The sequence below is a fragment of the Labedella phragmitis genome, from assembly GCF_004078635.1.
In the GTDB taxonomy this organism is placed as follows: Bacteria; Actinomycetota; Actinomycetes; order Actinomycetales; family Microbacteriaceae; genus Labedella; species Labedella phragmitis.
The window spans coordinates 1-26441 of the sequence record NZ_RZNB01000007.1 but is presented as its reverse complement, the minus strand read 5'-3'; the positions used below and the strand labels follow the sequence as shown (position 1 = coordinate 26441).

At 69.2% G+C, this 26441-nt stretch carries 26 protein-coding genes and 2 tRNA genes; 9 read left to right on the top strand and 19 right to left on the bottom strand.

Annotated features, from left to right (window positions below; all coding sequences use genetic code 11):
* Positions 1-29 precede the first annotated feature (29 nt).
* Together ELQ90_RS14630 and ELQ90_RS14625 are read right to left on the bottom strand one after the other, a co-directional pair.
* The gene (locus tag ELQ90_RS14630; RefSeq protein ID WP_128496039.1) at positions 30-1070 is read right to left on the bottom strand and encodes a Gfo/Idh/MocA family protein; all 1041 of its coding nucleotides are present in this window, start codon (positions 1068-1070) and stop codon (positions 30-32) included.
* Positions 1067-1993: an aldose 1-epimerase family protein gene (locus tag ELQ90_RS14625; protein ID WP_128496038.1), complete on the bottom strand. Its 927-nt coding sequence runs from the start codon at positions 1991-1993 to the stop codon at positions 1067-1069. Before ELQ90_RS14625 ends, ELQ90_RS14630 begins: the two co-directional genes overlap by 4 nt.
* A 395-nt stretch (positions 1994-2388) precedes the next feature.
* On the opposite strand from ELQ90_RS14625, the gene ELQ90_RS14620 reads away from it, so the two are divergent.
* A complete protein-coding gene (locus ELQ90_RS14620; RefSeq protein WP_128496037.1) occupies positions 2389-3114 on the top strand; it encodes a DUF72 domain-containing protein in 726 nt (241 codons plus the stop codon).
* Positions 3115-3144: 30 nt separating this feature from the next.
* On the opposite strand, the gene ELQ90_RS14615 is transcribed toward ELQ90_RS14620, so the two are convergent.
* The 7 genes from ELQ90_RS14615 to topA all read right to left on the bottom strand — a co-directional run bounded on the left by ELQ90_RS14615 (position 3145) and on the right by topA (position 10714).
* Entirely contained in the window at positions 3145-3549 is a 405-nt protein-coding gene (locus ELQ90_RS14615) for a VOC family protein (RefSeq protein ID WP_128496036.1), read from the bottom strand.
* Entirely contained in the window at positions 3546-4022 is a 477-nt protein-coding gene (locus ELQ90_RS14610; RefSeq protein WP_128496035.1) for a helix-turn-helix transcriptional regulator, read from the bottom strand. The genes ELQ90_RS14615 and ELQ90_RS14610 overlap by 4 nt, the downstream gene beginning before the upstream one ends.
* 147 nt (positions 4023-4169) lie before the next feature.
* A tRNA-Thr gene (locus tag ELQ90_RS14605) sits at positions 4170-4242 on the bottom strand.
* Positions 4243-4355: 113 nt separating this feature from the next.
* Complete coding sequence (locus ELQ90_RS14600) at positions 4356-5915, bottom strand: alpha/beta hydrolase (protein ID WP_128496034.1); 1560 nt, start codon at positions 5913-5915, stop codon at positions 4356-4358.
* A gap of 8 nt (positions 5916-5923) precedes the next feature.
* Positions 5924-7174 (bottom strand): DNA polymerase III subunit delta', encoded by a 1251-nt coding sequence (locus ELQ90_RS14595; protein ID WP_243696200.1) that lies wholly within the window; start codon positions 7172-7174, stop codon positions 5924-5926.
* A gap of 109 nt (positions 7175-7283) precedes the next feature.
* Positions 7284-7925: a dTMP kinase gene (tmk, locus tag ELQ90_RS14590; RefSeq protein WP_128496033.1), complete on the bottom strand. Its 642-nt coding sequence runs from the start codon at positions 7923-7925 to the stop codon at positions 7284-7286.
* A complete protein-coding gene (topA, locus tag ELQ90_RS14585; RefSeq protein WP_128496032.1) occupies positions 7922-10714 on the bottom strand; it encodes a type I DNA topoisomerase in 2793 nt (930 codons plus the stop codon). The genes tmk and topA overlap by 4 nt, the downstream gene beginning before the upstream one ends.
* 114 nt (positions 10715-10828) lie before the next feature.
* Here topA and ELQ90_RS14580 point away from each other — a divergent pair, with 114 nt between their 5' ends.
* Positions 10829-11065: a hypothetical protein gene (locus ELQ90_RS14580; protein WP_128496031.1), complete on the top strand. Its 237-nt coding sequence runs from the start codon at positions 10829-10831 to the stop codon at positions 11063-11065.
* A 21-nt stretch (positions 11066-11086) separates the two neighbouring features.
* On the opposite strand, the gene ELQ90_RS14575 is transcribed toward ELQ90_RS14580, so the two are convergent.
* From ELQ90_RS14575 to ELQ90_RS14555, 5 genes are all read right to left on the bottom strand, one after another.
* Positions 11087-11443 carry an Rv3654c family TadE-like protein gene (locus tag ELQ90_RS14575; protein WP_128496030.1) on the bottom strand — a complete coding sequence of 119 codons (357 nt, stop codon included), beginning with the start codon at positions 11441-11443 and terminating at the stop codon, positions 11087-11089.
* The gene (locus ELQ90_RS14570; RefSeq protein WP_128496029.1) at positions 11443-11793 is read right to left on the bottom strand and encodes a TadE family type IV pilus minor pilin; all 351 of its coding nucleotides are present in this window, start codon (positions 11791-11793) and stop codon (positions 11443-11445) included. The genes ELQ90_RS14575 and ELQ90_RS14570 overlap by 1 nt, the downstream gene beginning before the upstream one ends.
* The gene (locus ELQ90_RS14565) at positions 11790-11999 is read right to left on the bottom strand and encodes a DUF4244 domain-containing protein (RefSeq protein WP_128496028.1); all 210 of its coding nucleotides are present in this window, start codon (positions 11997-11999) and stop codon (positions 11790-11792) included. Before ELQ90_RS14565 ends, ELQ90_RS14570 begins: the two co-directional genes overlap by 4 nt.
* 93 nt (positions 12000-12092) lie before the next feature.
* Positions 12093-13100 (bottom strand): type II secretion system F family protein, encoded by a 1008-nt coding sequence (locus ELQ90_RS14560; protein WP_166409097.1) that lies wholly within the window; start codon positions 13098-13100, stop codon positions 12093-12095.
* Positions 13097-14122: a TadA family conjugal transfer-associated ATPase gene (locus ELQ90_RS14555; protein ID WP_128496026.1), complete on the bottom strand. Its 1026-nt coding sequence runs from the start codon at positions 14120-14122 to the stop codon at positions 13097-13099. The genes ELQ90_RS14560 and ELQ90_RS14555 overlap by 4 nt, the downstream gene beginning before the upstream one ends.
* A 498-nt stretch (positions 14123-14620) precedes the next feature.
* Here ELQ90_RS14555 and acs point away from each other — a divergent pair, with 498 nt between their 5' ends.
* Positions 14621-16585: an acetate--CoA ligase gene (acs, locus tag ELQ90_RS14550; RefSeq protein WP_128496025.1), complete on the top strand. Its 1965-nt coding sequence runs from the start codon at positions 14621-14623 to the stop codon at positions 16583-16585.
* 71 nt (positions 16586-16656) lie between these two features.
* Here acs and ELQ90_RS14545 read toward each other — a convergent pair whose 3' ends face one another.
* Positions 16657-17127 (bottom strand): RidA family protein, encoded by a 471-nt coding sequence (locus ELQ90_RS14545; RefSeq protein ID WP_128496024.1) that lies wholly within the window; start codon positions 17125-17127, stop codon positions 16657-16659.
* Positions 17127-17285: a Sp36 family protein gene (gene sp36 / locus ELQ90_RS14540; RefSeq protein WP_128496023.1), complete on the bottom strand. Its 159-nt coding sequence runs from the start codon at positions 17283-17285 to the stop codon at positions 17127-17129. Before sp36 ends, ELQ90_RS14545 begins: the two co-directional genes overlap by 1 nt.
* Positions 17286-17446: 161 nt before the next feature.
* Between sp36 and ELQ90_RS14535 the strand changes: the two genes are divergently transcribed.
* Positions 17447-19930, top strand: a complete 2484-nt coding sequence (locus ELQ90_RS14535) for a transglycosylase domain-containing protein (RefSeq protein WP_166409095.1) — start codon at positions 17447-17449, stop codon at positions 19928-19930.
* Positions 19927-20901 carry a metallophosphoesterase gene (locus ELQ90_RS14530; protein ID WP_424980832.1) on the top strand — a complete coding sequence of 325 codons (975 nt, stop codon included), beginning with the start codon at positions 19927-19929 and terminating at the stop codon, positions 20899-20901. The genes ELQ90_RS14535 and ELQ90_RS14530 overlap by 4 nt, the downstream gene beginning before the upstream one ends.
* Positions 20902-21037: 136 nt before the next feature.
* Here ELQ90_RS14530 and ELQ90_RS14525 read toward each other — a convergent pair.
* Positions 21038-21114, bottom strand: a tRNA-Pro gene (locus ELQ90_RS14525).
* A gap of 68 nt (positions 21115-21182) precedes the next feature.
* Here ELQ90_RS14525 and ELQ90_RS14520 point away from each other — a divergent pair.
* Together ELQ90_RS14520 and ELQ90_RS14515 are read left to right on the top strand one after the other, a co-directional pair.
* Positions 21183-21608 carry a VanZ family protein gene (locus ELQ90_RS14520; protein WP_128496021.1) on the top strand — a complete coding sequence of 142 codons (426 nt, stop codon included), beginning with the start codon at positions 21183-21185 and terminating at the stop codon, positions 21606-21608.
* The gene (locus ELQ90_RS14515; protein ID WP_128496020.1) at positions 21605-22090 is read left to right on the top strand and encodes a VanZ family protein; all 486 of its coding nucleotides are present in this window, start codon (positions 21605-21607) and stop codon (positions 22088-22090) included. The genes ELQ90_RS14520 and ELQ90_RS14515 overlap by 4 nt, the downstream gene beginning before the upstream one ends.
* Here the strand turns inward: ELQ90_RS14515 and ELQ90_RS14510 are convergent.
* Positions 22059-22685 (bottom strand): thymidine kinase, encoded by a 627-nt coding sequence (locus ELQ90_RS14510; protein WP_128496019.1) that lies wholly within the window; start codon positions 22683-22685, stop codon positions 22059-22061. The genes ELQ90_RS14515 and ELQ90_RS14510 overlap by 32 nt on opposite strands.
* A 2-nt stretch (positions 22686-22687) precedes the next feature.
* Positions 22688-24166: a malate:quinone oxidoreductase gene (locus ELQ90_RS14505; protein ID WP_128496018.1), complete on the bottom strand. Its 1479-nt coding sequence runs from the start codon at positions 24164-24166 to the stop codon at positions 22688-22690.
* A 147-nt stretch (positions 24167-24313) separates the two neighbouring features.
* Between ELQ90_RS14505 and ELQ90_RS14500 the strand changes: the two genes are divergently transcribed.
* Both ELQ90_RS14500 and ELQ90_RS14495 read left to right on the top strand, forming a co-directional pair.
* Positions 24314-25270, top strand: a complete 957-nt coding sequence (locus ELQ90_RS14500; protein WP_128496017.1) for a glycoside hydrolase family 6 protein — start codon at positions 24314-24316, stop codon at positions 25268-25270.
* A gap of 90 nt (positions 25271-25360) precedes the next feature.
* Entirely contained in the window at positions 25361-26254 is an 894-nt protein-coding gene (locus ELQ90_RS14495; RefSeq protein WP_128496016.1) for a response regulator transcription factor, read from the top strand.
* Positions 26255-26441 lie beyond the last annotated feature (187 nt).

Sequence of the window (26441 nt, the reverse complement as noted above, 5' to 3'; positions counted from 1 at the left end):
CGGTCGCTCGTCTCTACAGTCGCTCGTCTCTATGGTCGCTCATCGGAGGCACCGTCGGCGGTGCCCTCCCCGGGGTACCGCAGCCCGGTGAGGGCACGGACGGCGTCGAGGGTCCCCATGATCGCGACGGACTGCTCGAGGGGCAGGATCTCGCCGGAGACCTGTCCGGCCGAGGCGAGACGTTCGAGCTCTGCCGCCTGGAACCGCATCCCGCGTCCCTCGACCGCACCGTCGATCTCCTCGAGCACCGTGCCGTCCGCCGCGCGGTGCCGCACCGTCGTCGGCGAGTACCAGACGCTCTCGAAGTCCAACCAGCCGTCCGTGCCCACGACCGTCGCGCGGTTCGGCCCTGCCGCGTCGCTCGCCGACAGGGTCGTGGCGATGGCGCCGGACGCGTAGCGGAAGAACGTCGCCGTCTGGGCGTCCGCCCCCGTGTCCTTGAAGATCGCGTGGGCCGAGATCTCCGCCGGTGCGCCGAGGACGTCCCACGTGAACGAGATGGGGTAGATGCCGAGATCGAGGAGGGCCCCACCGCCGAGAGCGAGGTCGTTGAGGCGGTGACCGGGGTCGTCCGGCAGGTCCTGGTTGTGGTCGACCGTGACGGAGCGCAGCTCCCCGAGCGCACCGGAGGCGATGATCTCGCGCACGCGCACCATGTGCGGGAGGAAGCGCGTCCACATCGCCTCGAGGGCGACCCTCCCGACGCGAACGGCCGTGTCGGCGATGAGCCGAGCCTCGGCCTCGTTGATCGTGAACGGCTTCTCGACCAGGACGTGCTTGCCCGCCTCGAGCATCTCGACGGCGTTCTCGGCGTGGAACGGGTGCGGCGTACCGATGTAGACGGCGTCGACCTCGGGGTCGGCCGCGAGGTCTGCGTAGCTCCCGTGCGCCCGGGCGATGCCGTGCTCACGGGCGAAGCGCTCCGCCGATTCCGTGGAGCGGGAGCCGACGGCGACGACCGTGAAGCCGCCGGCCATGACGTCCTCGACGAAGGTCGTGCTGATGCCGCCCGTCCCGAGGATGCCCCAGCGCAATCCGGCCGGTCTCGCTCTATCCGTCGTTCCGCTCACCGTCGCTCCTCGTCGATGTCCGCTCGGATCCCCCACTGCGCCGCGAAGGTGCCGCCCGGGTCCAGCCAGGTGAGGCCGTCGCCGGAGTTGAAGGCGTTGGCCGGCATCGTCATGGGCTCGACCGCGAGCGCGATGCGGCCGGGCCGCAGGGTCGTGGACGTGAACGCCTGCACCCAGGCGAACACCTCGTCGGCCCAGACGGTGAGGGTGCTGCCGTCGGGCGCCGTCAGCACGTGCTCGACCCGACCGTCGACGGGCTCGAGATCCGTGAAGGCGTCGTCGAGCGTCACGTCCGAGACGCGCGGTCCCCCGCGCAGGTCCTTCTCGGGCGGCACCGGCGCCGTGCCCGTGGGATTCGACCGCTCGTCGACGAGCACGATGGTCGCCGCCGTGGTCCGGAGGGTCAGCTCGGTGGTCGGTGTCTCACCGATGCGGAGGTAGGGGTGGGCACCCACTCCGACGGGGGCTGCCTCCCGCCCGTGGTTCGTGATCCGATGCGTCACGGCGAGCCCGTCTCCCGTCAGCTCGTACTCCACCTCGGTCGCGAGACTGAACGGGTACCCCCTCGTCGGGTGCACGGGCGCGCGGAGCACGACGCGATCGGGGGCGAGGCGCTCGACCGCGTAGGCGGTGTTCCGGAGCAGCCCATGGGACGCGTTGCCGAACTTCGGCTCGCTGAGGTCGAGCTGGAGCGTGCGCCCGCCGTGCTCCCACTTCCCGTCACGGACCCGGTTCGGCCAGGGGACGAGGATCGCGCCTTGCGAACTCTTCGGGATCTCGTCGGCGGCGAAGCCCTCGACGAGATCGACACCCGCGACGACGAGGCGACGGATCGTCGCGCCGACCTCCGTGACGACGGCCGAGACGCCGTCGCGGACGAGATCGATCTGTTCTCCTGTGGGGTACCACTCCGATGTGCTCATCGCTCCGAACCATACATGAGGGGACGCTCGACGGCCTCCCTGTCGCACCGGCCGTCGAGCGAGCGTGAGGGTCGTCGTGTGGCCCTCACGCTCGCCCCGACCGTCACGACTCGCGCGGTGCGATGAGCTCGGTCGGGTCCTCAGAGGCGCGAGCAACAACATCGGCGAGATCGGCGACATCCTCGTCGACCCATCGGCAAAGGAGCTCGGCTGGAGCGGGCGGCGTGGTGGCCTCGCCGCCGCGTGCGTCCCCGAGGCCCTCGTCATCCAGGCCGCGCAGGCCGGCCTCGTGCCCCTGGGCGCTCGTTCTCGACTGACCTCGGCTTTCGGGACGGATCGGACGTCCTCCCGGAAGGGGTTGTCGGCCGCCGGGTCGAGATGCCTACGCTCGGAGGGTGGGAATCCATATCGGGACCTCGGGCTGGAGCTACGACCACTGGAACGGCGTCCTCTATCAGCCGGGCCTCCCGTCGAGCCGCCGCCTCGACGCGTACACGGAGCGCTTCCCGACCGTCGAACTCAACGCGAGCTTCTACCGGTGGCCTCCTCCCCCGACCTTCGCGGGGTGGCGCGATCGCTTGCCGCCGGGGTTCCTCCTGTCCGCCAAGGCGCCGCGCTGGTTGACCCATGGTCGTCGGCTGCTGCATCCCGAGTCGTGGGTAGATCGCATCGTGGCGTCGTGGCACGAACTCGGCGACCACCGCGCCGTCCTGCTCGTGCAGTTGCCTCCCGATCTGGAACGCGACGACGCGCGACTCGCCTACTTCCTCGAGGCGATGCCGCCGTGGATCGCCGTCGCGATCGAGTGGCGGCACCCGAGCTGGAACGACGAGGGCGTCTTCCGGTTGCTCGAGGATCACGGGGCCGCGATGTGCGTCATGAGCGGCGCCGGGCTGCCGTGCGTCCTCCGCGCCACGTCGGACGTCGTCTACGTCCGCATGCACGGCCCCGACCACGAGCGGCTCTACGCGGGCTCCTACTCGGACGCCGACCTCGCGTGGTGGGCGGACCGGATCCGCGAGTGGCGTGAATCCGGGAAGGACGTCTACGTGTACTTCAACAACGACGGCGACGGGAACGCCGTGCGCAACGCGCAGACGCTGACCGACCTGCTGCGGTGAGGCGGGACCCTCGGCGGCGCGCGCCGTGCGTCAAAGGGCCTGCGCTACACGGATGATGTTGCCCGACGGATCCCGGAACGCGCAGTCGCGTGGGCCCCACGGCTGGTCGACGGGCTCCTGCAGCACGTCGGCGCCTGCAGTGCGCGCCCGCTCGAAGGCCGCGTCCACGTCGTCGGTGCGGAAGACGAAGAACCCGAGCACGCCCTTCACGAGCAGTTCCTGGAGAGTGTCGCCGTCTTCGGGCGACTGCCCGGCATGGGGCTGCGAGAGGACGAGTTCGGCGGCCGCCGGCTCGTCCCCGGCTCCGAGAGTGACCCAGCGCTGGTCCCCCGAGGAGACGTCGTTGCGCACCTCGTAGCCGAGGGCGTCACGGTAGAAGGCGATAGAGGCGTCGACGTCCTCGACGGTGATGGCGCAGTACTGGAGGGAGATCATGCCTTCACCGTAGGGTTGGAGGCTGCGTCGGCGCTTCTCCGATCCTGCTCGATAGCCCGGCCGGGGACGCGGCGCCCGGATCGGCGGGGCCGGGTGACGGCGTGGGCGAATCGCGACGGCATGGCCGCGACGGCCGCGTGCTCGCGAGCGGCGTAGGAGCGCGGCGGCTCCCCCGCGACCTCGGAGAAACGCGAGCTGAACGAGCCGAGCGAGGTGCAACCGACAGCCGTACACGCGTCCGTCACCGAGACGCCGCTCCGGAGGAGCAGCATCGCCCGCTCGATACGTCGGGTCATGAGGTACTCGTATGGCGTCTCACCGTAGGCGGCTCGGAACTGCCGGGAGAAGTGCGACGGCGACATGAGGGCGTGCCGCGCGATCGTCGGCACGTCGAGCGGCCGCGCGTACTCGCGATCGATCAGGTCACGGGCACGCCGCAGGTCGCGCAGCATCCGGAGCCGATCGGGTGACATGCCTCGACGGTACACCGCGACCGGCCCGGCGGGAACGATCCGATAGACCGAGAGAACGACCTGTCGCCCCACGAAGAAATCCCCCGGCCGAGGCCGAGGGATTCGGGAGACGACACCGGCGCGGGCCGTCGACTCTCATGAACACGGAGCCACCTGTCAGAATCGAACTGACGACCTATTCATTACGAGTGAATCGCTCTACCAACTGAGCTAAGGCGGCACATGCGCTCCGAACCCGTTTCCGGATTTCTGTAACGCACAGTGAACGATCTTAGCGGGTCGAGGGGCGAACGTGAAAACGGCGGCGCCGCCCGGGCGCGTAGCGCCCCCGGATCACTGGCAGGTGAGCCCCTCCTCCGGCACTGTGCCGTCGACGAGGAAGGCCTCGACGGCCGCGTTCACGCAGTCGGAGCCCTTGTTGTACGCCGTGTGACCCTCGCCCTCGTACGTGACGAGGAAGCCGCTCTCGAGCTGATCGGCGAGCGCCTCTGCCCACTGGTACGGCGTCGCCGGGTCGTTCGTGGTTCCGACGACCATGATCGGGGCGGCTCCCTCGGCGTGGATCTCGTCGCGGTCGGCCTGCTCCGTGTACGGCCACGCCGAGCAGCCGATGTCGCCGTAGCCCATGTACGGGCCGATCACCGGGGCGAGCTCTGCGAGCTCCTCCGCATTGGCGCGCATAGTTGAGACGTCCGGGTCGAACGTGTAGTCGCGGCAGTTGTATGCCGAGAACGCCTCGGTCTGGTTGTTGAGGTACTCGCCGTCCTCGTCGCGCCCGTTGTACTGGTCGGCGAAGTAGAACGCGTAGGTCGGATCACCGGACATGACCTGCTCGAACATCTGCGAGAGGTACGGCCAACTCGCCGCCGAGTAGAGCGGATAGATGATGGCCGTGACGAGGGTCGACGTGCCGAGCTGCCGGCCGTCGCTCGCGGGAAGCGGCGACTGCTCGACCGAGGCGAGCAGGGCCGCGATGTCCTGTTTGGCCTCGTCGACGGTGCCGTCGAAGGGGCACTCGGATGACGCGAGGCAGTCTTCGAGGTAGGCGGCGAGGGCGCTCTCGAAGCCCATGGACTGCGCGACGTTCACGTCGGCGATCGAGGCGGACGGGTCGATCGCGCCGTCGAGCACGAGTCGCCCGGCGTGCTCCGGGTAGAGCTCCGCGTAGGTGGCCCCGAGGAACGTGCCGTACGAGTAGCCGAGGTAGTAGAGCTGGTCGTCGCCGAGGACGGCGCGCAGCAGGTCGAGGTCGCGCGCGGCGTTGACCGTCGTCACGAACTCGAGGGACTCACCGGTGTTCTCGGCGCACGCCTCACCGAACTCCGCGCCGCCCTCCTCGATCTCGGCGATCCAGGCGTCGCTGCCCTTCTCCGCGGTGGGGAGGTCGTAGAGGTAGGCGTCCATCCCCTCCGCGTCGAGGCACTGCACGGGCGTCGAGCGCTCGACACCGCGTGGATCGAACCCGACGATGTCGAAGTCGCGCTGAAGGGGTTCCCCGGCGGCGAAGTCGACGCTGTCGGCGACGAGGTCGACGCCGGACGCTCCCGGCCCGCCGGGGTTCATGAGCAGCGACCCGATCGGGTCGCCGCCCATGGCACGCTGACGCACGATCGACAACTCGATGTCGCCGTCCGCGGGGTTCTCCCAGTCCATGGGAGCCGTCACGGTCGCGCACTCGAGGCCGTCGCCCTCGCACGACTCCCACGCGAGCTGCTGCTCGTAGAACGGGACGAGATCCTCTGCGAGGTCGTCCGCGACCGGGGCCGGCGTCGACACTCCCCCGGAGCCGCCGCCCTGCGGGAAGAACGCCGTCACGCACCCCGTGAGGGGCGTCGTGAGCGCCACGGCGAGAGCCCCGATCGCGAGCAGGGTGCGCTGGCGTGTGCGTGTCATGTTCTCCCTCACCGGACCGCCGACACCAGCATCGCCTCGAGGGCGAGGGCTGGAGCGACGTTCCCTTCGATACGTTTCCTGGCGACGGCGATCTCGTCCATCGTCTCGAGTGTGCGTGCCGGCGTCGAGGCGGCGGCGGCCCGCCCGATGTCATCGCCGAATTCGCGATTGATGACGGCACCGGGTCGACCCAGCTGCACCATGACGATGTCGCGGTAGACCGAGAGCAGGTCGACGAGGATGCGGTCGATGCCGTCGCGGAGCGACCGTGTCGCCCGCCGCTTCTGGTCCTCCTCGAGCGCGCGGAGCTGCGAACGCAGCGCCGCCGGTACCGCGGCGCCCGGCTCGACCCCGAGCGACCGCAGCGCGCTCTCGCGCTCCTCCGCGTCCCTCGACTCGGTGTACGCCTTCGCGTCGGCGGTCGCCACCTCGATCATGCGGGCGGCGGCGAGCACGGCGCCTCCGACCGAGCGGATCCCGAGCGCGGTCCGGACGGTGTCGTCACGGCGGCGCCTCGCCTCTGGGTCGGTCGCGAGGCGGTGCGCCATGCCGATGTGGCTCTGCGCGAGCCGAGCGGCCTGCTCCGCCGTCGCCTCGTCGACACCGTCACGACGTGCGATGAGTTCGGCCACCTCGTCGACGTCGGGGATGCGCAACCGGACGGTACGCACGCGGGAGCGGATGGTCGGGAGCATGTCGGCGTCGCTCGGAGCGCACAGGATCCACACGGTGCGCTCCGGCGGCTCTTCGAGGGCCTTGAGCAGGACGTTGGAGGTGCGTTCGGTCATGCGGTCGGCGTCCTCGACGACCATGACGCGGTAGCGGGCGACGGACGGGGAGTAGTAGGACGTCGTGGCGAAGCGCCGGACGTCTTCGATCTTGAAGCTGACGTTCTCCGTCGCGAGAACGCCGAGATCTGGGTGGGTGCGGGCGTCGACCTGGCGGACCGTGTTGTCGTCACCGCGCCCGTCCGGACTCATGAGTGCGGCCGCGAAAGCGTACGCCAGATTGGAGCGACCTGAGCCGGGCGGACCGGTGATGAGCCATGCGTGCGTCATCGCGTTCGCGTTGCCACCGGAGCGGGCACTCGCCGCGCCATCCGCTGCGGTGACGGATCCGTCGGTGTCCGAAAGTCCCTCGAAGAGACCGTCGGCTTCGGAGCTGACCGGCCCGAAGCCGTCGCGGGGGTCGATGGCGGCCGCGCGAGCGAGCTCGGCGACCGCGTCGCGCTGCCCCGTGATCTCCGTCCACACCGTCACTCGACCAGCGTAGCCGGGACCCCCGACCCCCGCCGCCGCGAGGGTCGGTCGGAATTCCCCCGCCTCTGTCCCCACCGCAGCGACGGTCCCGCCGCAGCCGGGAACACGGTCAGGCGTCGAGGGCTGTCTCCACGCGAGCCCGGATGGCCTCCGCGATCGCGTCGATCTCCCCTGACGCGTCAACGACGAGGAATCGGTCCGGCTCGGCACGCGCGAGGCCGAGGAAGGCCGATCGGACACGCGCGTGGAAGTCGGCCTTCTCCGCCTCGAGCCGGTCGTATCGCGTGCGCGACGTGTCGAGACGGCCCCGGGCTGCGCCCTCGTCGAGATCGAGGAGGATGGTCAGGTCGGGGAGCGCCGATCCCGTCGCCCACAGAGACAGGTTACGGATCTCGGTTCCGTCGAGCACCCGCCCCGCGCCCTGGTAGGCGACCGACGAGTCGAGGTAGCGATCCTGCACGACGACCTCGCCGCGCGCGAGCGCCGGCTTCACGACGGTCGCCACGTGGTGCGCGCGGTCGGCCGCGTAGAGCAGCGCCTCGGCACGAGGGTCGATGTCCCCGCGGTGATGCAGGACGATCTCGCGGATCGCCACGCCGACGTCGGACCCCCCGGGCTCACGGGTCCGGAGGACCGTCCTCCCCCGCCCGGCGAGCCAGGTCTCGAGCAGCGCCGCTTGCGTCGACTTGCCGGAGCCGTCGCCGCCCTCGAGAGTGATCCAGAGGCCGGCCGGCGACGACTCCCCCGTCACTTCTTCGCCGCCGCCTTGCGCACCGGCTTCTTCTTCGCGGCCGCCCTCGCGGGCTTCTTGGCCGGTCCCTTCGCTCGCTTGTCGGCGAGCATCTGGACGGCCTGTTCGAACGTGATCTCTTCGGGGTTTTCGGCCTTCGGGATCGTGACGTTCGTCTCGCCGTCCGTGACGTAGGGACCGAATCGGCCGTCGCGGATGCGGATGGGCTTGCCGCTCACGGGGTCGGCTTCGAACTCCTTGAGCGCCGAACTCGCACGCCGGGCTCCGTACTTCGGCTGCGCGAAGATCTCGAGAGCCGCGGGCAATTCGATGTCGAAGATGAGGTCCTCCGACTCGAGCGAACGCGAGTCGGTGCCCTTCTTGAGATAGGGGCCGTATCGACCGTTCTGCGCGGTGATCTCGGCGCCCGTCTCCGGGTCGGCGCCGACGATGCGCGGGAGGGAGAGCAGTTTGAGCGCCGTCTCGAGGTCGATCTCCTCCGGTGACATCGAGCGGAAGAGGGAAGCCGTTCGGGGCTTGGGGGCCGCCGCCTTCGACGCGGTCTTCGCTCTGGTCGTCTTGGCCTTCGTGGTCTTCGTCTTCGCCTCGGCGTCGGTGGGCTCGATGATCTCGCCCGTCTTCGCGTCCGCGAGCGGCGCCTCGGCCTCCGGTTCCGGTTCGACCTCCGTGACGTACGGACCGAAACGCCCGTTCTTGACGACGATCTGCTTGCCGGTCTCGGGGTCGACACCGACGACGCGGTCGCCGACGATCGGCGCATCGACGAGCTCGCGGGCCTTCTCGGCGGTCAGCTCGTCGGGCGCGAGGTCCTCCGGCACGTTCACGCGGCGCGGAGGAACGACGCCCGTCTCGGGATCTGGCGTGCCCTCGGGATCGGCGACCTCGAGATACGGGCCGTATCGGCCGATGCGAAGCGTGATGTCGTCGGCGAGGTGCACCGAGTTGATCTCGCGTGCGTCGATCTCCCCCAGGTTGTCGATGACCTGCCGCAGGCCGCGGTGGGCGTCTTTGCCGAAGTAGAACGAGGTGAGCCAGTCGAGGCGGTCGCGGCGGCCCGCGGCGATCTCGTCGAGATCTTCCTCCATCGACGCCGTGAAGTCGTATTCGACCAATTCCGAGAAGTGGTCCTCGAGGAGCCGGACGACGCTGAACGCGATCCAGTTGGGGACGAGTGCCTGACCGCGCTGGCTCACGTAGCCGCGATCCATGATGGTCGAGAGGATCGCCGCGTAGGTGGACGGACGACCGATGCCGAGCTCCTCGAGCGCCTTGACGAGGCTCGCCTCGGTGTAGCGCGGCGGCGGCGACGTCTCGTGTCCCTTCGCATCGACGTCCGTGAGGGTGAGCGTCTGCCCCTCCGTCAGCTCGGGGAGCTTCGCCTCGCGCTTCGTCGGATCGGCGACGCGCTCCTCGTCACGGCCCTCCTCGTACGCCGCGAGGAACCCGCGGAACGTGATGACGGTGCCGGCGGCGGTGAACTCGGCGATCGACGCGACCTCGCGGGCGGCTTCGGGAACGGCGGCCTCGATCGTGACCGTCGCCGTCTGCCCCTTCGCATCCGCCATCTGGCTCGCGACGGTGCGCTTCCAGATGAGGTCGTACAGGCGGAAGTCATTGCCACGGAGCGCATTGGCGAGCGAAGCGGGAGAGCGGAAGTGCTCCCCCGACGGCCGGATGGCCTCGTGCGCCTCCTGCGCGCCCTTCGACTTGCCGGTGTAGAGCCGGGGTTTGTCGGGGATCGAGTCGGCTCCGTACAGTTCGACGGCCTGTTCGCGGGCCGCGTTGATCGCCTGTCCCGAGAGGGACGGCGAGTCGGTACGCATGTAGGTGATGTAGCCGTTCTCGTAGAGCGACTGCGCGACGCTCATCGTCTGCTTGGCGGAGAAGCGGAGCTTGCGGGCCGCCTCCTGCTGCAGGGTCGAGGTCGTGAAGGGCGCGGCGGGACGGCGGGAGTACGGCTTGGTCTCGAGGCGCGAGACCTTCGCGTCGGCGCCGGCGGCGAGAGCGCTCGCGAGCCGCGTGGCGGAAACCTCGTCGAGCGTCGTCACCTTCGCGGTGAGCGATCCCTTGTCGTCGAAGTCCCGACCGGTCGCGACGCGGGTGCCGTCGAGCCGGACGAGCCGAGCCTCGAAGGCGTCGCTCTCCTCGCCCGGGGTCGCCGTCGTCGAGATGTCCCAGTACGACGCCGGGACGAAAGCGAGCCGCTCGCGCTCGCGGTCGACGACGAGACGCGTCGCGGCGGACTGGACCCGGCCGGCTGAGAGGCTCGGTCCGACCTTGCGCCAGAGGACGGGTGAGACCTCGTAGCCATAGATGCGGTCGAGGATTCGGCGCGTCTCCTGAGCATCGACGAGCGACTCGTCGAGGTCGCGCGTGTTGTCCTTCGCCGCGAGGATGGCGTCCTTCGTGATCTCGTGGAACACCATGCGGTGCACCGGGACCTTCGGCTTGAGGACCTGGAGGAGGTGCCAGGCGATGGCCTCGCCCTCGCGGTCCTCATCAGTTGCGAGGTAGAGCTCGTCGGCGTCCTTGAGAGCCCGCTTCAGTTCCGCGACGGTCTTCTTCTTGGCGTCGGACACGACGTAGTAGGGCTCGAAGCCGTTGTCGACGTCCACGGCGAACTTGCCGAGGGAGCCCTTCTTGAGTTCGGCGGGGAGGTTCTTGGGCTCTGCGAGGTCCCGGATGTGGCCGACGCTCGAGAGCACCTCGTAGCCGTCGCCGAGGTACCCCGCGATCGACTTCATCTTCGTCGGGGACTCGACGATCACGAGCTTCTTGGTGGTGGCCACAGGGGTCCTTTCTTCAGGCACACCATACACACACGAATGGAGGAGGTGCCTAATCGCTCCACTCGCCTCGACCCGGCTCTTGCGTCTCCGGAGCCGGTGAGGACAATGGGTCGCATGAGTACAACAGTCGCCGCTCGCTATACCGCGAAGCTCGCGGACGGTCCGCTCGAGGGGAAGACGATCTCCGTCGACTTCCTTGATTCAGGAGAACCGAAACCGAGCATCGGAATTCCCACCGACGGGAAGAAGACCTATATATACACGTGCACTTCCGACAGGGAGTTCGATCGAGAGGGCTCCGACCGGCCGAGTGCCGTGGCATACCGGTACCGCTCCACCTCGTTCGACTGACGCGCGACCAGGAACCGACCGTCACGGCGGAGGCTCCTCGGGTGGAGGCCCGGCCTTCGCGCGCGCCGTCACGGGGACGCCGAGGACGACGCCGCCCACCACGACCTCGACATCCGAGCCCGAGACGATGCAGCTCTCGAGATCGGCGGCGTTGAGGTCGGCCGCCTGCGCGGCGATGAGACACGGGTCGCCCGAGGCGAAACCCGCGAGAGTGTCCGCACCGGCGAGCGCTGCTGCATCCGCTGCCCCCGCGAGCCCGACGCGCGCAGTCGTCGCGAGACCGACCGCACCGACGGCCGTGGTGCCGATGACGGCCACGGCGAGGATGCCGATGGCCATCACGGAGGCCGAACCGTGGTCGCTCCGAGTTCCGCTCATCACGAGACCTCGTCCCCGGACAGCGCGCATGCACGCCCGGTGAGGCGGACACCAGCCGTTCGCGCCGCGACGAAACGGGCCGTCGATGCGACGGTCGCGCAGACGAAGTCGCCATCGCGAGCCGCGGCGAGGCGAGCGCCGGGCGCCAAGCGGCCGACCGCGCCGGTGGCCGCGCCGAGCCCGTCGCCGCGGGCGAGGATGCGGGACGCGGCGGAAGCGGCGGATTGAACCTCGATGCGCTGCAGGGAGACCGATGCGGCGCCCACGCACAGCACGAGGACGAGCAGCACCGCGGGCAGCACCACGGCGAACTCCGCCGCGATGCTGCCCCTCTCGGCGCGGACCGTCATCCCTCGAAGGAGAGTGCGCGACGGACGAGATCGGTGAGGATGCCGCGGACCTCGTCGGAACGCATGATCGCGACGAGGAGACCCGCGAACGCCACGGCGGCCATCGTGGTGATCGCGTACTCGGCGGTCGCAGCACCCTCGTCGTCGTGGAGTCGTCGGGCGAGACTGCGGAGCGCGGTGCGAGGTGCGGCGGTGGGGTGGGTCATGTCGGGTTCCTTCCCTGGGTGAACGGTCGGACGGCCAGTCAAGCTCGTCGGTCGGTGCGATCACGGCTGGAGCGGTCCGGCCGCGGACAGGCGTCACCACGAGAGGCCGGTGGACGACAGGAGGCTCAGGATCATCGGGGCGATACCGAGGACCATGAAGGCGGGAAGGACACACACACCGAGCGGGATCATGAGCAGGGATCCGAGCCGGGCGGCCCGCCGCGCGCCTTCCGTCCGCGCTCGACGGCGCTCGGCCTCCGCCTCGCTCCGCAGCAGGTCGCCCGCCGGAACACCGGCCCGGCGCGAGAGTGCGAGGATGCGCTCGATGGCGTTTGCGTCACCGGCGCGCAACCCCACGCGGACGAGCGCGTCATCGACGAGAGCGACCGCCCGGCCCGCCGACAGCCCGCCGGCCATCGCGATGGCGACGAGATCGGCCTCGAGCCCCGGCGACGTGTCCGCCCGTCGCGCTCCAGCGGTGAGTCGCCGCACCCACCAGACGGCGATCGCCGCGAGCGCGCCGCCCACGGCGAGGCACACGAATCCGGGGACGCTGCCGAGGAGCACACCGAGCACGTCGAACCCGAGCGCGCTTCCGAGCCCCACCGCCACGAGCGGCAGTGCGAGGACGATGCGCGAACTCACGAGGGGTCCCGCGAGCGCCACCTCGACCTCACGACGCGACTGGACGATCTCGCGCAGAGCTCCGGCGAAGCCACGGAGCGCGGGAGCGAGAGGTGCTCCAGCCTCGGTGGACACGACCCACGCCGCAGCGACCGCACGCCAGGCATCATCGTCGGGTGATCGCGGCACGGCGGTGACGATGGCCGACACGACGTCGTCCCCTGCACGGGCCGCCGAGTCGACGCCCCGGAGTCGTCGCTCGAGCAGCCCGTCGTGTGCGGCTGTCGATTCCGTCTCATCGAGCAGGTACCCCCAGACCGAAGACGGGGAGACCCCGGCCGCGAGGAGAACCGCGAGCCGCTCGCTCACGCCGGCGGCATCGTCGACGGTGTCGTCTGCGCCCAGGCCGCCCCGGCGCCGTCGCGCGGCACGGCTGCGGAGCGCATCGAGGACCGATCCTCGCGGCGGCCGGCTCACCAGTCGGTCCGCTCGATCACGAGTCGGCCATCTGACCCGAGTGCGAGGCGGCCCGCCTCGGTGAGTCGACGGACTCCCCCTTCCCGTTCGAGATGGAGCACGAGGCCGATCGCGCTCACGGCCTGACGGGCGAGTGCGGTGGGGCTCATCCCGGCGAGAGCGCCGAGGGCCTCGAGCCGGGCGGGGACATCGTCGAGGGAGTTGGCGTGCAGGGTACCGGCTCCTCCGTCGTGACCGGTGTTGAGGGCGGCGAGCAGTTCGCGCACCTCGGCTCCGCGGCACTCCCCGAGGACGAGCCGATCGGGCCGCATCCGCAAGGACTCCCGCACGAGCCGTTCCAGACCGAGATCGCCGGCCCCTTCGACGTTCGCTTGCCGCGACTGCAGACCGACCACGTGCGGATGGTCGATCCGCAGTTCGGCGACGTCCTCGATCGTGACGATGCGTTCGTGCGGAGGGGCGGCACCCAGCAGCGCCCCGAGGAGAGTCGTCTTCCCGCTCCCTCCCGCTCCCGTGACGAGCAGGTTGGTCCGCGCCCCGACGGTTCGGACGAGCCGATCGACGCGCGCGGATTCGCCCCCGAACATGCCGGACGCCGCAAGATCCTCGAGGCCGAGTCGCCGTTCCGGCGGGAGCCGGACGGACACCACCGTTCCCGACGATGCGATCGGCGGGAGCACCACGTGGACGCGGACTCCTCCGGCGAGACGGACGTCGACGCACGGCGTCGCCTCGTCGACGTGCCGGCCACCGAGGGAGACGAGCCGGACCGCGAGCTCGCGCGTCTCGCCGGCGTCGAGGGTTGGAACGTCGGCTCGGTCCAGCCCTCCTCCTCGGTCGACCCAGACGTCGCGCCCGCCGTTCACGAAGATGTCCGTCGCGTCGGGGTCCGCGACGAGACGTGCGAGCGGGCCGAACTCGGCCGCGAGCGCGAGGCGTTCGACCGATGACCCGGCGGACGAGGTGGAGCGCGGGGCCTCGCGATTGCGGAAGGAGGGCACGGCGACGAATCGGTCCATCATGCGAGGACGCTACAGCTCCGTCTCCTCGCAGCAGCAGGGCCGGATGAGGCCCGCGGACAGGGCCGGTCCGACGGGTCCTGTGGACGGCGGTCGTCCGCCACGGTCCCCACGACCGGCGGCACGACGGTCACCGGCGCCGACCGGACGACGACGGCCGGCGGCACAAAGACGACCACCGGCGGCACAAAAAAGGGCGGCATCCATTGGGGGGAATGGATGCCGCCTCACGCAACGCTGGATCGGGGGAATCACGCGCGCTGCACGCCAGAATTTGCATTCGGCCGAATCCAATCGTACGCCCCGCATCCGTTTTTCGCCAATGATCTCGGCGGGCGGCCCCAACTGATATCCCAGTGTCCGCATCGGCCCGGCCCGATCCCTCCTTTCGGAGGGTGTCCGTGTCAACCGACCGCGATATCGTCGATTCATCGTCCGCGTACGGGCGAGCTCGGGCACGCCCGAACGCACCGGCAGAGCACGCGAAGGAGCGAGCGGTTCATGGATTCACAGGTCGAGCAGACGCCGCACGAGAAGCACGTCTTCCCCCCGTCCCCCGAGTTCCGAGACGCGGCAGTCGCCGGACCCGATCTGTACGCCGCGGCATCGACCGACCGCGTGGGGTTCTGGGCGGATCAGGCGCGCGAACTGCTGCACTGGCACACGCCCTTCTCGCGCACCCTCGATTGGACGAACCCTCCGGTCGCGAAATGGTTCGACGACGGTGAGCTCAACGTCGCCTACAACTGTCTCGACCGCCACGTGGAGTCAGGCAACGGCGAGCGCATCGCCCTCTACTGGGAGGGCGAGCCGGGCGACTCTCGCGCCATCACGTATGCGGAGCTCACGGCCGACGTGAAGCGAGCCGCCAACGTCCTGACCGAGCTCGGTGTTGAGGCGGGTGATCGCGTCGCGATCTACCTGCCGATGATCCCCGAGGCGATCGTCGCGATGCTCGCTGTCGCACGATTGGGCGCCGCGCACTCCGTCGTCTTCGGCGGCTTCAGCGCCGACAGCCTGCGCGCCCGAATCGACGACGCGGGCGCGAAGCTCGTCATCACGGCCGACGGCGGGTGGCGCAAGGGCAAGGTCTCCGCGCTCAAGCCCGCGGTCGACGCGGCGCTCGAGCCGCGCGGAGACCTACCGGCGCAAGACACCGTCACGAACGTGCTCGTCGTGCGCCGCGGAGAGAACGAGGTCGGCTGGGTCGAGGGTCGCGACATCTGGTGGCACGACGCCATGGCGGCCGCCGAGCCGGAGCACCAGCCGCTGGCCTTCCCCGCCGAGAACCCGCTCTTCATCCTCTACACGTCGGGGACGACGGGGAAGCCGAAGGGCATCCTGCACACCTCGGGCGGGTACCTCACGCAAGTCGCGTTCACTCACCGCAACGTCTTCGACCTGCGCCCCGAGTCGGACGTCTACTGGTGCACGGCCGACGTCGGGTGGGTCACGGGTCACAGTTACGTCGCGTACGGGCCGCTTGCAAATGGTGCGACGCAGGTCCTCTACGAGGGCACTCCGGACACCCCGCACTCCGGGCGCTGGTGGGAGATCATCGAGAAGTACCGCGTGACGATCCTCTACACGGCACCCACGGCCATCCGGTCCTTCATGAAGCTGGGTCGGCAGATTCCGGAGCGCTTCGACCTGTCGAGCCTCCGGCTGCTCGGATCCGTCGGCGAGCCGATCAACCCTGAGGCATGGCTCTGGTACCGGCACGTCATCGGCGCGGACAGGACGCCGATCGTCGACACGTGGTGGCAGACCGAGACGGGCGCCATCATGATCTCGGCCCTGCCGGGCGTGACGGAGGCGAAGCCGGGCAGCGCTCAGGTCCCCCTCCCGGGCATCTCGGTCGATGTCGTCGATGACGCGGGCACGTCCGTCGGCCAGGGCGATGGACTCCTCGTCGTGACGGAACCGTGGCCGTCGATGCTCCGCGGCATCTGGGGCGACGAGGAGCGTTTCCGAGAGACCTACTGGTCGACGTTCGGTGATCGGTACTTCGCAGGCGACGGCGCTCGAATCGACGAGGACGGCGACATCTGGCTGCTGGGTCGTGTGGACGACGTCATGAACGTCTCAGGGCACCGCCTCTCGACCGCGGAGATCGAGTCGGCGCTCGTCGCCCACCACTTCACAGCGGAAGCGGCCGTCGTGGGCGCCTCCGACGACACGACGGGGCAGGCCGTCGTCGCCTTCGTCATCATCAAGGAGAGCCAGAAGGCCGACGCCGAGGCGACCGACGTCGCGGCCGAACTCCGCTCGCACGTCGCGAAGCAGATCGGCGCGATCGCGCGTCCCCGTGACATCTACGTCGTCGCGGAGCTGCCGAAGACCCGCTCGGGGAAGATCATGCGGCGTCTCCTGCGCGATCTCGCCGAGGGCCGGGAGATCGGCGACACGACGACGCTCGCGGACACGCAGGTCATGAGGATCATCGGCGACAAGGTGGTGCGCTGACCGGCACGCGTCCTCAGACGACGACGGCGGGCTCCCGATCCGGGAGCCCGCCGTCGTGTCGTCGCTGCTGATCAGGCGAACGCGAGGATGACCTCGACCTCGACGGGCGAGTCGAGCGGCAGCACAGCCACGCCGACCGCCGATCGAGCGTGCACCCCGGCGTCGCCGAAGACCTCGCCGAGGAACTCGCTCGCGCCGTTGATGACGGCCGCTTGAGCCGTGAACGATGGATCGGACGCCACGAAGCCCGTGACCTTCACGACGGCCGTCACGCGATCGAGCGAACCGATCACGGAGCGCGCAGCGGCGAGCGCGTTGAGCGCGCACGTGCGGGCGTAGGTCTTCGCGTCGTCGGCGGAGACGAGCCCGTCGCCCTCGCCGACCTTGCCGGTCGCGGGCAGCTGGCCTCCCGACATCGGGAGCTGACCCGACGTGAAGACCAGATTGCCGTTCACCACGGCGGGGACGTAGGCGGCGAGCGGCGGCACGACCTCCGGCAGTTCCACGCCGAGTTCGGCGAGCCGATCGGTCACGGCTCCCATCAGGCGCTCACCACCGGGCGCTTGAAGTAGGCGACGAGGCCGCCCTCCGGGCCGTTCACGATCTGTACGAGCTCCCACCCGTCGCTCCCCCAGTTGTTGAGGATCGCGGTGGTGTTGTGGATCAGAAGCGGCGTGGTGATGTACTCCCAGCGCGTCATGGAGACTCCTTCGAGATGGGGTGTGCGGGTCTTTGACGAGGTACGACACCCCCGATCGCGTGCCGCTACCGGGCGCCCGTCTGCGCGCGTGATAGGGCGCATTTCCAGAATCGTCGCTTACCATCGATCCTATGCCTCATCAAAAACGTACGGCTAGAGGTGTGCTCGGGGGTCTCCTCGGCCTGGTCGGCCTCAGCGCCGCGGCCGGTATCCTCGTCACCGCCGCCGTGACCCCGGCCCTCGCCATCTCCGGCATGGGAGCGAGCAACACCATCAAGGTGTTCAACTCCCTGCCCGACTTCCTCGAGATCACGCCGCTCATGGAGAAGTCGACGGTGTACGTCTACGACACCGACGGCAAGACCCCTGTCCAACTCGCCCAGTTCTACGACCAGAACCGGCAGGAAGTGCAGTGGGATCAGATCTCGCAGTTCTTCAAGGACGCCGCGGTGGCCAAGGAGGACAACCGGTACTACGAGCATGGTGGTGTCGACATCATCGGTACGAGCCGCGCCGTGGTCTCGAACGCGCTCGGGCAGAACGTCCAGGGTGGGTCGTCGATCACCCAGCAGTACGTCAAGAACACTCTCGTCCAGCGCTGCGTGAGCGACGCCGAGTCGGTGGAGGAGGGCGAGAAGTGCGCGACCGCGTACACGACCGCCGACGGCTCAGACGGCATGGCCCGCAAGCTCAAGGAGATGCGGTACGCGATCGGCCTCGAGAAGAAGTACTCGAAGGACGAGATCCTCCGCGGGTACCTCAACATCGCCCACTTCGGCGGAGTGACCTACGGCGTCGAATCGGCGTCGCAGTACTACTTCGGCGTCTCGGCGAAGGACGCAAACCTCGTGCAGGCGGCCACGATCATCTCGATGGTCACGAACCCGAACACGTTGCGCATCGACCGCCCCGACAGCGAGACGAACGGCGCTGCGAATGGCTACGCCGAGACCCTCGCGGCCCGCAACGTCACGCTCGCCGCGATGCACACGTACGGGAAGATCACCGACGAGCAGTACAACGAGGCCAAGGAAGCCCCTATCGAGCCGCGGATCACGGAACCGCAGGCCGGTTGTGAGCCCTCCGGCGGAGCGGCGTTCTTCTGCGACTACGTGATCAACGAGATCAAGAACTCGCCGGCCTTCGGCGAGAACCCCGCCGATCGCCTCAACCTCCTGAAGCGTGGCGGACTCGACATCTACACGACCCTCGACATGACGGTGCAGCACGCCGCCGAGGAGTCGATCTACGGCAAGATGCCGACCTCCATCGACGGCATGAACGTCGCGGCCGCGGCCGTCACGGTCCAGCCCGGCACGGGCCGGATCCTCGCGATGTCGCAGAGCAAGAAGTTCAGCACCTCCCAAACGGGCGGCGACTTCACGCAGGTGAACTACAACACCGACAAGGACTACGGCGGATCCTCCGGCTTCCAGGCCGGCTCGTCGTGGAAGCTCTTCACCCTCGTCAACTGGCTCGAGAACGGCAACTCCGTCAACGCGAGCGTCAACGGACTCAAGCGGTCGTTCCAGATGTACGACTCGTGCGGCTTCGGCGGTGGAACGTGGGACCCGAAGAACGCCGGTGAAGGCGGCTACAAGGGTGGCAACATGACGGTGCGGGCCGCGACGGAGCGATCCGTCAACACGGCGTACGCCGCGATGGCGTCGCAACTCGACCTCTGCGAGATCAGCAAGACCGCCGAGGCGCTCGGTGCGCACCGAGCGGACGGGAAGCCCCTCCAGACGAACAACTCGTCGATCCTCGGAACGAACGAGGTGTCCCCGCTCACGATGGCCACGGCCTATGCGGCCATCGCGAACGGCGGCGTCCTGTGCACGCCCGTCGCGATCGACAAGATCGTCGACCCGGAGGGCACCGAGCTCGCCAAGCCCGAGAGCACGTGCTCGCAGGCGATCGACGAGGGCATCGCCGCGACCGCCGCGTACGCGCTCCAGGGCGTCATGACCCGCGGAACGGGAACCGCGTCGAACCCTTACGAGGCGCCGATCCTCGGCAAGACGGGAACCGCGGACGAATACCGTCACACCTGGATCGTCGACAGCACGACGAAGGTCACGACCGCCGTGTGGGTCGGCAACGTCGAGGGGTTCACGAGACTCAACCGCACGGTCATCAAGGGGACGAACGGGGGACAGCTCCGCCACGCCATCTCACGTCCGATCATGGACGCGGCGATCAACAAGTACGGCGGCGACGCCTTCCCGGCTCCGGACCCCGACCTCACCAAGGTCGTGACACGAGCGATCTCGGACGTCTCCGGCATGTCGGTCCAAGAGGCGACGGCGCAGCTCGAGGCCTCCGGTTTCGACGTGAACGTCGCCGACGGCGAGGTCCCCTCGTCCGTCGAAGCCGGCCGTGTGGCGCGGTCCGACCCCGCCGGCGGTGGGCGCGCGACGCTCGGCTCCACGATCACGCTCTACGTCAGCAACGGACAGGGAGTCGCGGTGCCCGACGTCATCGGTGATGAACCGGGCGACGCCAAACAGGAGCTCGAAGGCGCCGGTTTCGCGGTGGCCGTCGACGGCTCGTGCACGGCGGACGACGCACGCGTGACGAGTCAGAACCCCGGTGGCAACACCGACGGCGAGCCCGCCTCGACCGTGTCGATCGGTTGCGGTTGAGTTCGCGCCTTCCTCGCGGCGTCGTGGCGCCCGGCATCGTGCTGGGCGCCACAGTGCTGGCGGGGGCGCTCGCCTTCGCGTGGGGCTCGCTCGTCGAGCGGAAGATGTTCACGCTCCGCCGAGTGACCGTGCCTGTCCTGCCGGCGGGCTCGGAGCCGATCCGGGTGCTCCACCTCTCCGACCTGCACATGGCGCCGTGGCAACGGGACAAGCGGGCCTGGGTGCGGTCTCTCGCCCAGCTGCGACCCGACCTCGTCGTCGACACGGGTGACAACCTCGGCCACGAGGACGCGATTCCCGGCATCGAGGCGGCCTTCGCGGACTTCGCCGGCATCCCCGGTGTCTTCGTCAACGGCTCGAACGACTACCACGGGCCCCTTCGAAAGAACTGGCTCCGGTATCTCGTCCGCCACTCCGGGGGCGTCAAGGACACCCCCGCCGATCTCGACACGGCGCGACTCGAGCGGTTCTTCCGCGAGGGCCTCGGTTGGACCGGTCTCAACAACGACGTCGGTTCGCTCACCATCAAGGGCACCCGTCTCGACTTCTTCGGTGTCGACGACCCGCACATCGGGCGCGACCGCCTCGACCGGCTCACGGGTCTCATCGACTCGCGGCAGGACGAGGAGTCGCTCGACGACGACAGCGCCGGTTCGGAGCCGACGGTGACGATCGGTGTCGCGCACGCGCCGTATCGCCGCGTGCTGGCTTCCTTCGTCACGCACGGCGCGGAGCTCATCCTCGCGGGTCACACGCACGGCGGCCAGGTGTGCGTGCCGTTCTTCGGCGCCCTCGTCACCAATTGCGACATCCCCCGCCGTCAGGTGAAGGGCCTCAGCACGTGGCGTCACGCCTACCGGACGGCCTTCCTGCACGTCTCGGCGGGGCTCGGGACCTCGATCTATGCGCCCGTCCGCTTCGCGTGCCTCCCCGAGGCGACCCTGCTGACCCTCGTCCCCTCCGAGCGCTAGTCGGCCCCTCCTCCCCTCCTCCTCTGAAGATCCCCTGTGGGCACGATTACACGTGCCCACAGGGGTTTTCCTCTGTGGGAGAGACAGGGAACGACGAAGGCCCGGATCCTCGCTCTCGCGTGGATCCGGGCCCGGATGGTCGGGGTGACAGGATTTGAACCTGCGACCTCCTCGTCCCGAACGAGGCGCGCTACCAAGCTGCGCCACACCCCGATGGCCCGAAGGCCTCGTCCAGGATACCCGAGATTTTCGCCGCCCGAGACACTGCCATAATCGAGCGCATGGCGAGACGACTTCCGACGATCCTCCTGGCCGTCACGACGCTCGCGATCCTCGCCATGACACTGTGGCCGGATCCCCGGGGCGGAGACGGCACTCCCCTCGCCCGGGCGATCGTCGAGGCGCTGCACGCCGCCGGACTCCCTGAGGCGATCACCTTCGAGGCGATCGAGTTCACCGCGAACATCGTGATGTTCATCCCGTTCGGCCTCTTCCTCGCGCTCAGCGTGCCGCGGTGGATGTGGGCGTGGGCGATCGTGCTCGGACTCGCCTTCACGCTGCTCATCGAGTTCCTGCAGGGCGCATTCCTGCCCGAACGCTTCGCGACGACGTCCGACCTCGTCGCCAACACCGCGGGAGCACTCATCGGAGGCGCCCTGTCCCTCATCGTCCGCCGCCGTGAGCGGCGGCGCCCCGAGGTCACGTGAGCGGGCGGACGACCGCCATCCGCGTCCTCGCGACGCTCACCCTCACCGTCGTCTTCGTGATCGGCTACTGGCCCGTCCCCGTGGACCGGGGGATGCGCAGCGTGCTCGGGTCGATACTCGACCGACTCGCCGCAGCCGGGGCACCCGGCTGGGTCGACTACGCCCACCTCGAATTCGGCGCCAACATCGTGATGTTCGTGCCGCTCGGCGCCCTCATCGCGCTCGTGCTCCCCCGCTGGGAATGGTGGCTCGCCCCGATCATCGGGTTGGCCCTGTCGCTCGCGATCGAGTTCGGCCAGGCGATGCTGCTGCCGCAGCGTTTCGCGACCCCGCTCGACGTGCTCGCGAACACGGTGGGTGCGACGATCGGTGCACTCGTGGTCACGGCATTCCGGCTGGCCTCACGAGCCGCGGCTCGCCGCCGCACCGATCGGTGGCTGGAGGAGCGCGTCAGGCCGCGGGCGCGGGGTGGGCACCGATGACGTTGCCCGACTCCTCGAGGTAGCAATTGCCGCACAGCGACTCGTAGGTCACCTCTTCACCGTCGATGGCGACCTGATCGCCGTCGAAGACGAACCGGTCTCCGACCTTACGTCCGTTGAAGAGAGCCTTCCTGCCGCAGCGGCAGATCGTCTTGAGCTCCTCGATCGTGTGAGCGACCTCGAGGAGGCGCCTCGATCCCGGGAACGCCTCGGTGAGGAAATCCGTGCGGATCCCGTACGCGAGCACCGGTACGCCCTCGAGGAGCGCGACGCGCAGCAGACCGTCGACTTGCGTCCCCTCGAGGAACTGCGCTTCGTCGACGAGCAGACAGCTGATGTCGACACCGTCGCGTTCGAGCGATTCCTGGCGATGCCGTCGGAACTGCGCGAGCGTGTCCTCCGCCGGCTCGATGACGTAGTCGACCTCGCGCGTGACGCCGAGCCGCGATTGGATCGACCGGTCGCCCTTCGTGTCGACAGCGGGCTTCGTGAGCAGGACCCGCTGTCCCCGCTCCTCGTAGTTGTAGGCCGCCTGGAGGAGAGCGGTGCTCTTGCCCGAGTTCATCGCTCCGTAACGGAAGTACAGCTTCGCCATGGCTAGCGAGCGATTCCCAGTACCCGAGCCGTACGTGTGAGGACCTCGTCGGCGAGTTCCGGCTTGTCGTTGAGGGTCGTCCCGACCGTGGGGATCATCGTGCGCAGTGCCTCGTCCCACTCGTCGGCCTTGCCGGGGAAGCACGTGCGCAGGACGTCGAGCATGATCGGCACGGCCGTCGAGGCCCCCGGTGACGCCCCGAGGAGACCGGCGATCGTGCCGTCGCCCGCGGCGATCACCTCGGTGCCGAATTGCAGGACTCCGCCCTTCTTCGGGTCCTTCTTCATCACCTGCGCGCGCTGACCCGCGGTGATGAGCTCCCAGTCGGATCCGTCGGCCGTCGGCATGAACGCCCGCAGGGCCGCGACCTTCTTCTTCCGCGACGCGAGCAACTCGCCGATGAGGTAGGTGAGCAGGCTCGGGTTGTCGCGGGCGACCGACAGCATGGGGCCGAGGTTCTTCGGGCGCACCTGGGTCACGATGTCCAGGATGGAGCCGTTCTTGAGGAACTTGGGGCTGAATCCGGCGTACGGCCCGAAGAGCAGGCTCGGCTTGCCGTCGACGACGCGCGTGTCGAGGTGGGGAACGGACATGGGCGGAGCGCCCACCGCTGCCTGGCTGTAGACCTTCGCCTGGTGCTTCGCGACGATCGCGGGGTCGTCGGTACGCAGGAACTGACCGGAGATCGGGAAGACGCCGTAGCCGTCGATCTCGGGGATGCCGGCCTTCTGCAGAAGCTTGAGGGCCCAGCCACCGGCTCCGACGAACACGAAGCGCGCGTCCACGGCACCGGGGGCGCGCCCCACGGTGCGTCGGAATCCGATGTGCCACGTGCCGTCGCGGTTCTTCTTGAGCGTGCGCACCTCGTGATTGAGGCGGAGCTTCGCGCCGTTGTCGATCGCCGACGCGAAGAGCTGGCGCGTGAGGGCGCCGAAGTCGACGTCCGTCCCCGCCTCGACCCGCGTCGCGGCGAAGGGCACGCCCGAGCGCCGACCGGCCATGAGCAGAGGGGCCCACTTCGCGATGCGACGGCTGTCGTCCGAGAACTCGATACCGGCGAAGAGCGGCTGGTCCTTGAGCGCGTCGTAGCGGTTCCGCAAGTAGGTCACGTCGTGCTCACCCGTCACGAAGGTCATGTGCGGGACCGCGTTGATGAAGCTCGACGGCTGCGAGATGGCGCCCTTCTCCACGAGGTGGCTCCAGTACTGCCGGCTCTGCTGGAACTGCTCGTTGATGCCGATCGCCTTCGACGGGTCCACGGAGCCGTCCTTGCCCTCCGGCATGTAGTTGAGCTCGCACAGCGCCGCGTGACCCGTCCCCGCGTTGTTCCACGGGTTCGAGCTCTCCTGGGCGACATCGCCAAGGCGCTCGAAGATCTCGACGGTCCAGTCGGGCTCGAGCTCGGTAATGAGGGAAGCGAGTGTCGCGCTCATGATGCCGCCACCGATGAGGACGACATCCACCGGTTCAGGAGACGTCATGACCTCTAGTTTAGGTGGCGCGGACGAGCATCGAACCCGGCCGGGCAGCCGTCGCCGCACCACCGCGGCAGGCAGGACGCGTCGGGCGGACTCCAGCGGCCGGATGGGGCAATACACTGTCGAAGAGGCGGCCGGTGGGGGAGGATCGTGGGTGAAGTCCGAGGGCGTACTGCGCTCGTGTTCGCGAGCGTCTTCGTACCGGTGCTCGTCGTCGCGGCCGGATTCGTCTTCCTCGTGAACGCACAGATGAGCGGACCGTTCGACGCCCAGCGCATCTACGTCGATCCCGCCGGATCGGCGGCGACCGCTGTCGCGGCCGGCGAGGGCGACGCCGTCGTCGAACGCGTCGCCACGACGCCGACCGGGATCTGGCTCACGCCGGAGGAGCAGGGTCCCGGTGAGGTCGGCGGCTACGTACGTTCCATCGTGTCCGACGCCGCACGGACCGGGTCGGTGCCCGTCTTCGTCGTCTACGGCATCCCCAACCGCGACTGCGGAAACTTCTCCGCCGGAGGGCTCTCCCCCTCCGCCTACCCGGAGTGGGTCGCGGAGATCGCCGACTCACTGGGTGAGCAACACAGCGTCGTCATCGTCGAGCCGGACTCGCTCTCACTCGCGATCGAGTGCGAGGACGAGGACGAACAGGTCGCGCTCGTCCGCGACGCGGTGTCGACCCTCGCCGGGACCGACGCGTGGGTCTACGTCGACGGCGGACACTCGAACTGGCGGAGCGTCGACGACATGGCGGATCTCCTCGAAAGGGTCGGCGTCGACGGGATCAGGGGCTTCTCGACGAACGTCTCGAACTTCAACCCCACCGCAGACGAACGCGATTACGCGGAGGAGCTCAGCGGCCTCCTCGGCGGAGCGCACTACGTCATCGACACCTCCCGCAACGGAGCCGGCTCGAACGCCGACTGGTGCAACCCGTCCGGCCGGGCGCTCGGCGCCACGCCCCTCACCGAACCGACGAGCGGCGCGATGGACGCGAACCTCTGGATCAAGGCGCCAGGCGAGAGCGACGGTTCCTGCAACGGCGGACCCGCGGCGGGCGAGTGGTGGCCGGCGGGTCTCGCGGAACTCGCGCGCAACGCCGGCTGGTGATCCTCGGTCCTGCCGAACAGCGCGCCACGCCGACGGCGCCCCGGCCGAGGGGGGCATCCGAAGCGTCCGCGAGTTGCTACGATCGGCCCGATGGATGACACTGGCGAACGGCGCCTCGCCGTAATCATCGAAGACGACCCCGACATCCGGGGACTCCTCGAGACCGTACTCTCTCAAGCGGGATTCGAGACGGTGTCGGCTGACAACGGGATCGACGGTGTGGCAGCGGTGCGCCAGTTCTCCCCCGTCGTGACGACCCTCGACGTGAGCCTTCCCGGCATCGACGGGTTCGAGGCGGCCAAGCGCATCCGCGCATTCAGCAGCACCTACATCGTCATGCTCACGGCTCGTGACGAGGAGATCGACGCCCTCCAGGGACTCGAGGCCGGGGCGGACGACTACGTCACGAAGCCCTTCCGCCCGCGCGAACTGCGCGCTCGCATCGAGGCGATGCTGCGTCGACCCCGGCTCGCCGGCGGCGAGCCGGCCGTCGCTGACCCCGCTGCCACGAGCGGCCCCGTCGCCGCCCCCGTCTGGAGCGCGACCATGGACGCCGTCGCGCCCGCCGTCTCGGCGCGGGTACCAGCGGTCGCTCCCCCGGCCGACGCACCTTCCGCGCCGGCACCCGTTGCGTCGTCGAGCGACTCGCCCGACGAGGGTTGGCTCGAGCACAACGGCCTCCGCGTCAACGCCGAGATGCGGATCGCCGAGGTCGACGGCGTCGAGCTCGAACTGACGCGGAGCGAGTTCGACCTGGTCGCCGCGCTCATGGATTCGCGCCGCCGCGTGCGTTCGAAGGCCGACCTCGCGCTGCGCCTCCGCGGCGAGGACTACGTCACGACGTACTACGTGAACGATGCCGACAAGCGCGCCGTCGAGGTGCACATGGCCAATCTGCGCCGCAAGCTCGGCGACAACATCGCCGCACCCCGCTTCATCGAGACCGTTCGCGGCGTCGGCTACCGCCTCGCTGCCCTCAACTAGCGGCGCGTCCCGAACCACGGCCCGCCCGGCCCGACGACCCGACCACCCGGCGACCCCGCAAAACGACTCGAGCCCCTCGAGAGGCTCAGGGAGCTGAGGGGGTGCTCCCTGAACCCGTCGAAGGGCTCGAGTCGATGTTGGGTCGTCTGGGATTCGAGCCTCTCGAGAGGCCCAGGGAACTGAGGGG

Coding starts and splice junctions, on each gene's coding strand:
- ELQ90_RS14615 (WP_128496036.1), bottom strand. CDS start 3,549: ATGATCTCCCTCCAGTACTGCGCCATCACCGTCGAGGACGTCGACGCC.
- acs (WP_128496025.1), top strand. CDS start 14,621: ATGGATTCACAGGTCGAGCAGACGCCGCACGAGAAGCACGTCTTCCCC.
- ELQ90_RS14575 (WP_128496030.1), bottom strand. CDS start 11,443: ATGAGCGGAACTCGGAGCGACCACGGTTCGGCCTCCGTGATGGCCATC.
- ELQ90_RS14625 (WP_128496038.1), bottom strand. CDS start 1,993: ATGAGCACATCGGAGTGGTACCCCACAGGAGAACAGATCGATCTCGTC.
- ELQ90_RS14495 (WP_128496016.1), top strand. CDS start 25,361: ATGGATGACACTGGCGAACGGCGCCTCGCCGTAATCATCGAAGACGAC.
- ELQ90_RS14610 (WP_128496035.1), bottom strand. CDS start 4,022: ATGTCACCCGATCGGCTCCGGATGCTGCGCGACCTGCGGCGTGCCCGT.
- ELQ90_RS14565 (WP_128496028.1), bottom strand. CDS start 11,999: ATGACCCACCCCACCGCCGCACCTCGCACCGCGCTCCGCAGTCTCGCC.
- ELQ90_RS14505 (WP_128496018.1), bottom strand. CDS start 24,166: ATGACGTCTCCTGAACCGGTGGATGTCGTCCTCATCGGTGGCGGCATC.
- ELQ90_RS14580 (WP_128496031.1), top strand. CDS start 10,829: ATGAGTACAACAGTCGCCGCTCGCTATACCGCGAAGCTCGCGGACGGT.
- ELQ90_RS14510 (WP_128496019.1), bottom strand. CDS start 22,685: ATGGCGAAGCTGTACTTCCGTTACGGAGCGATGAACTCGGGCAAGAGC.
- sp36 (WP_128496023.1), bottom strand. CDS start 17,285: ATGACGCGCTGGGAGTACATCACCACGCCGCTTCTGATCCACAACACC.
- ELQ90_RS14520 (WP_128496021.1), top strand. CDS start 21,183: ATGGCGAGACGACTTCCGACGATCCTCCTGGCCGTCACGACGCTCGCG.
- ELQ90_RS14600 (WP_128496034.1), bottom strand. CDS start 5,915: ATGACACGCACACGCCAGCGCACCCTGCTCGCGATCGGGGCTCTCGCC.
- ELQ90_RS14545 (WP_128496024.1), bottom strand. CDS start 17,127: ATGGGAGCCGTGACCGATCGGCTCGCCGAACTCGGCGTGGAACTGCCG.
- ELQ90_RS14555 (WP_128496026.1), bottom strand. CDS start 14,122: ATGATGGACCGATTCGTCGCCGTGCCCTCCTTCCGCAATCGCGAGGCC.
- ELQ90_RS14570 (WP_128496029.1), bottom strand. CDS start 11,793: ATGACGGTCCGCGCCGAGAGGGGCAGCATCGCGGCGGAGTTCGCCGTG.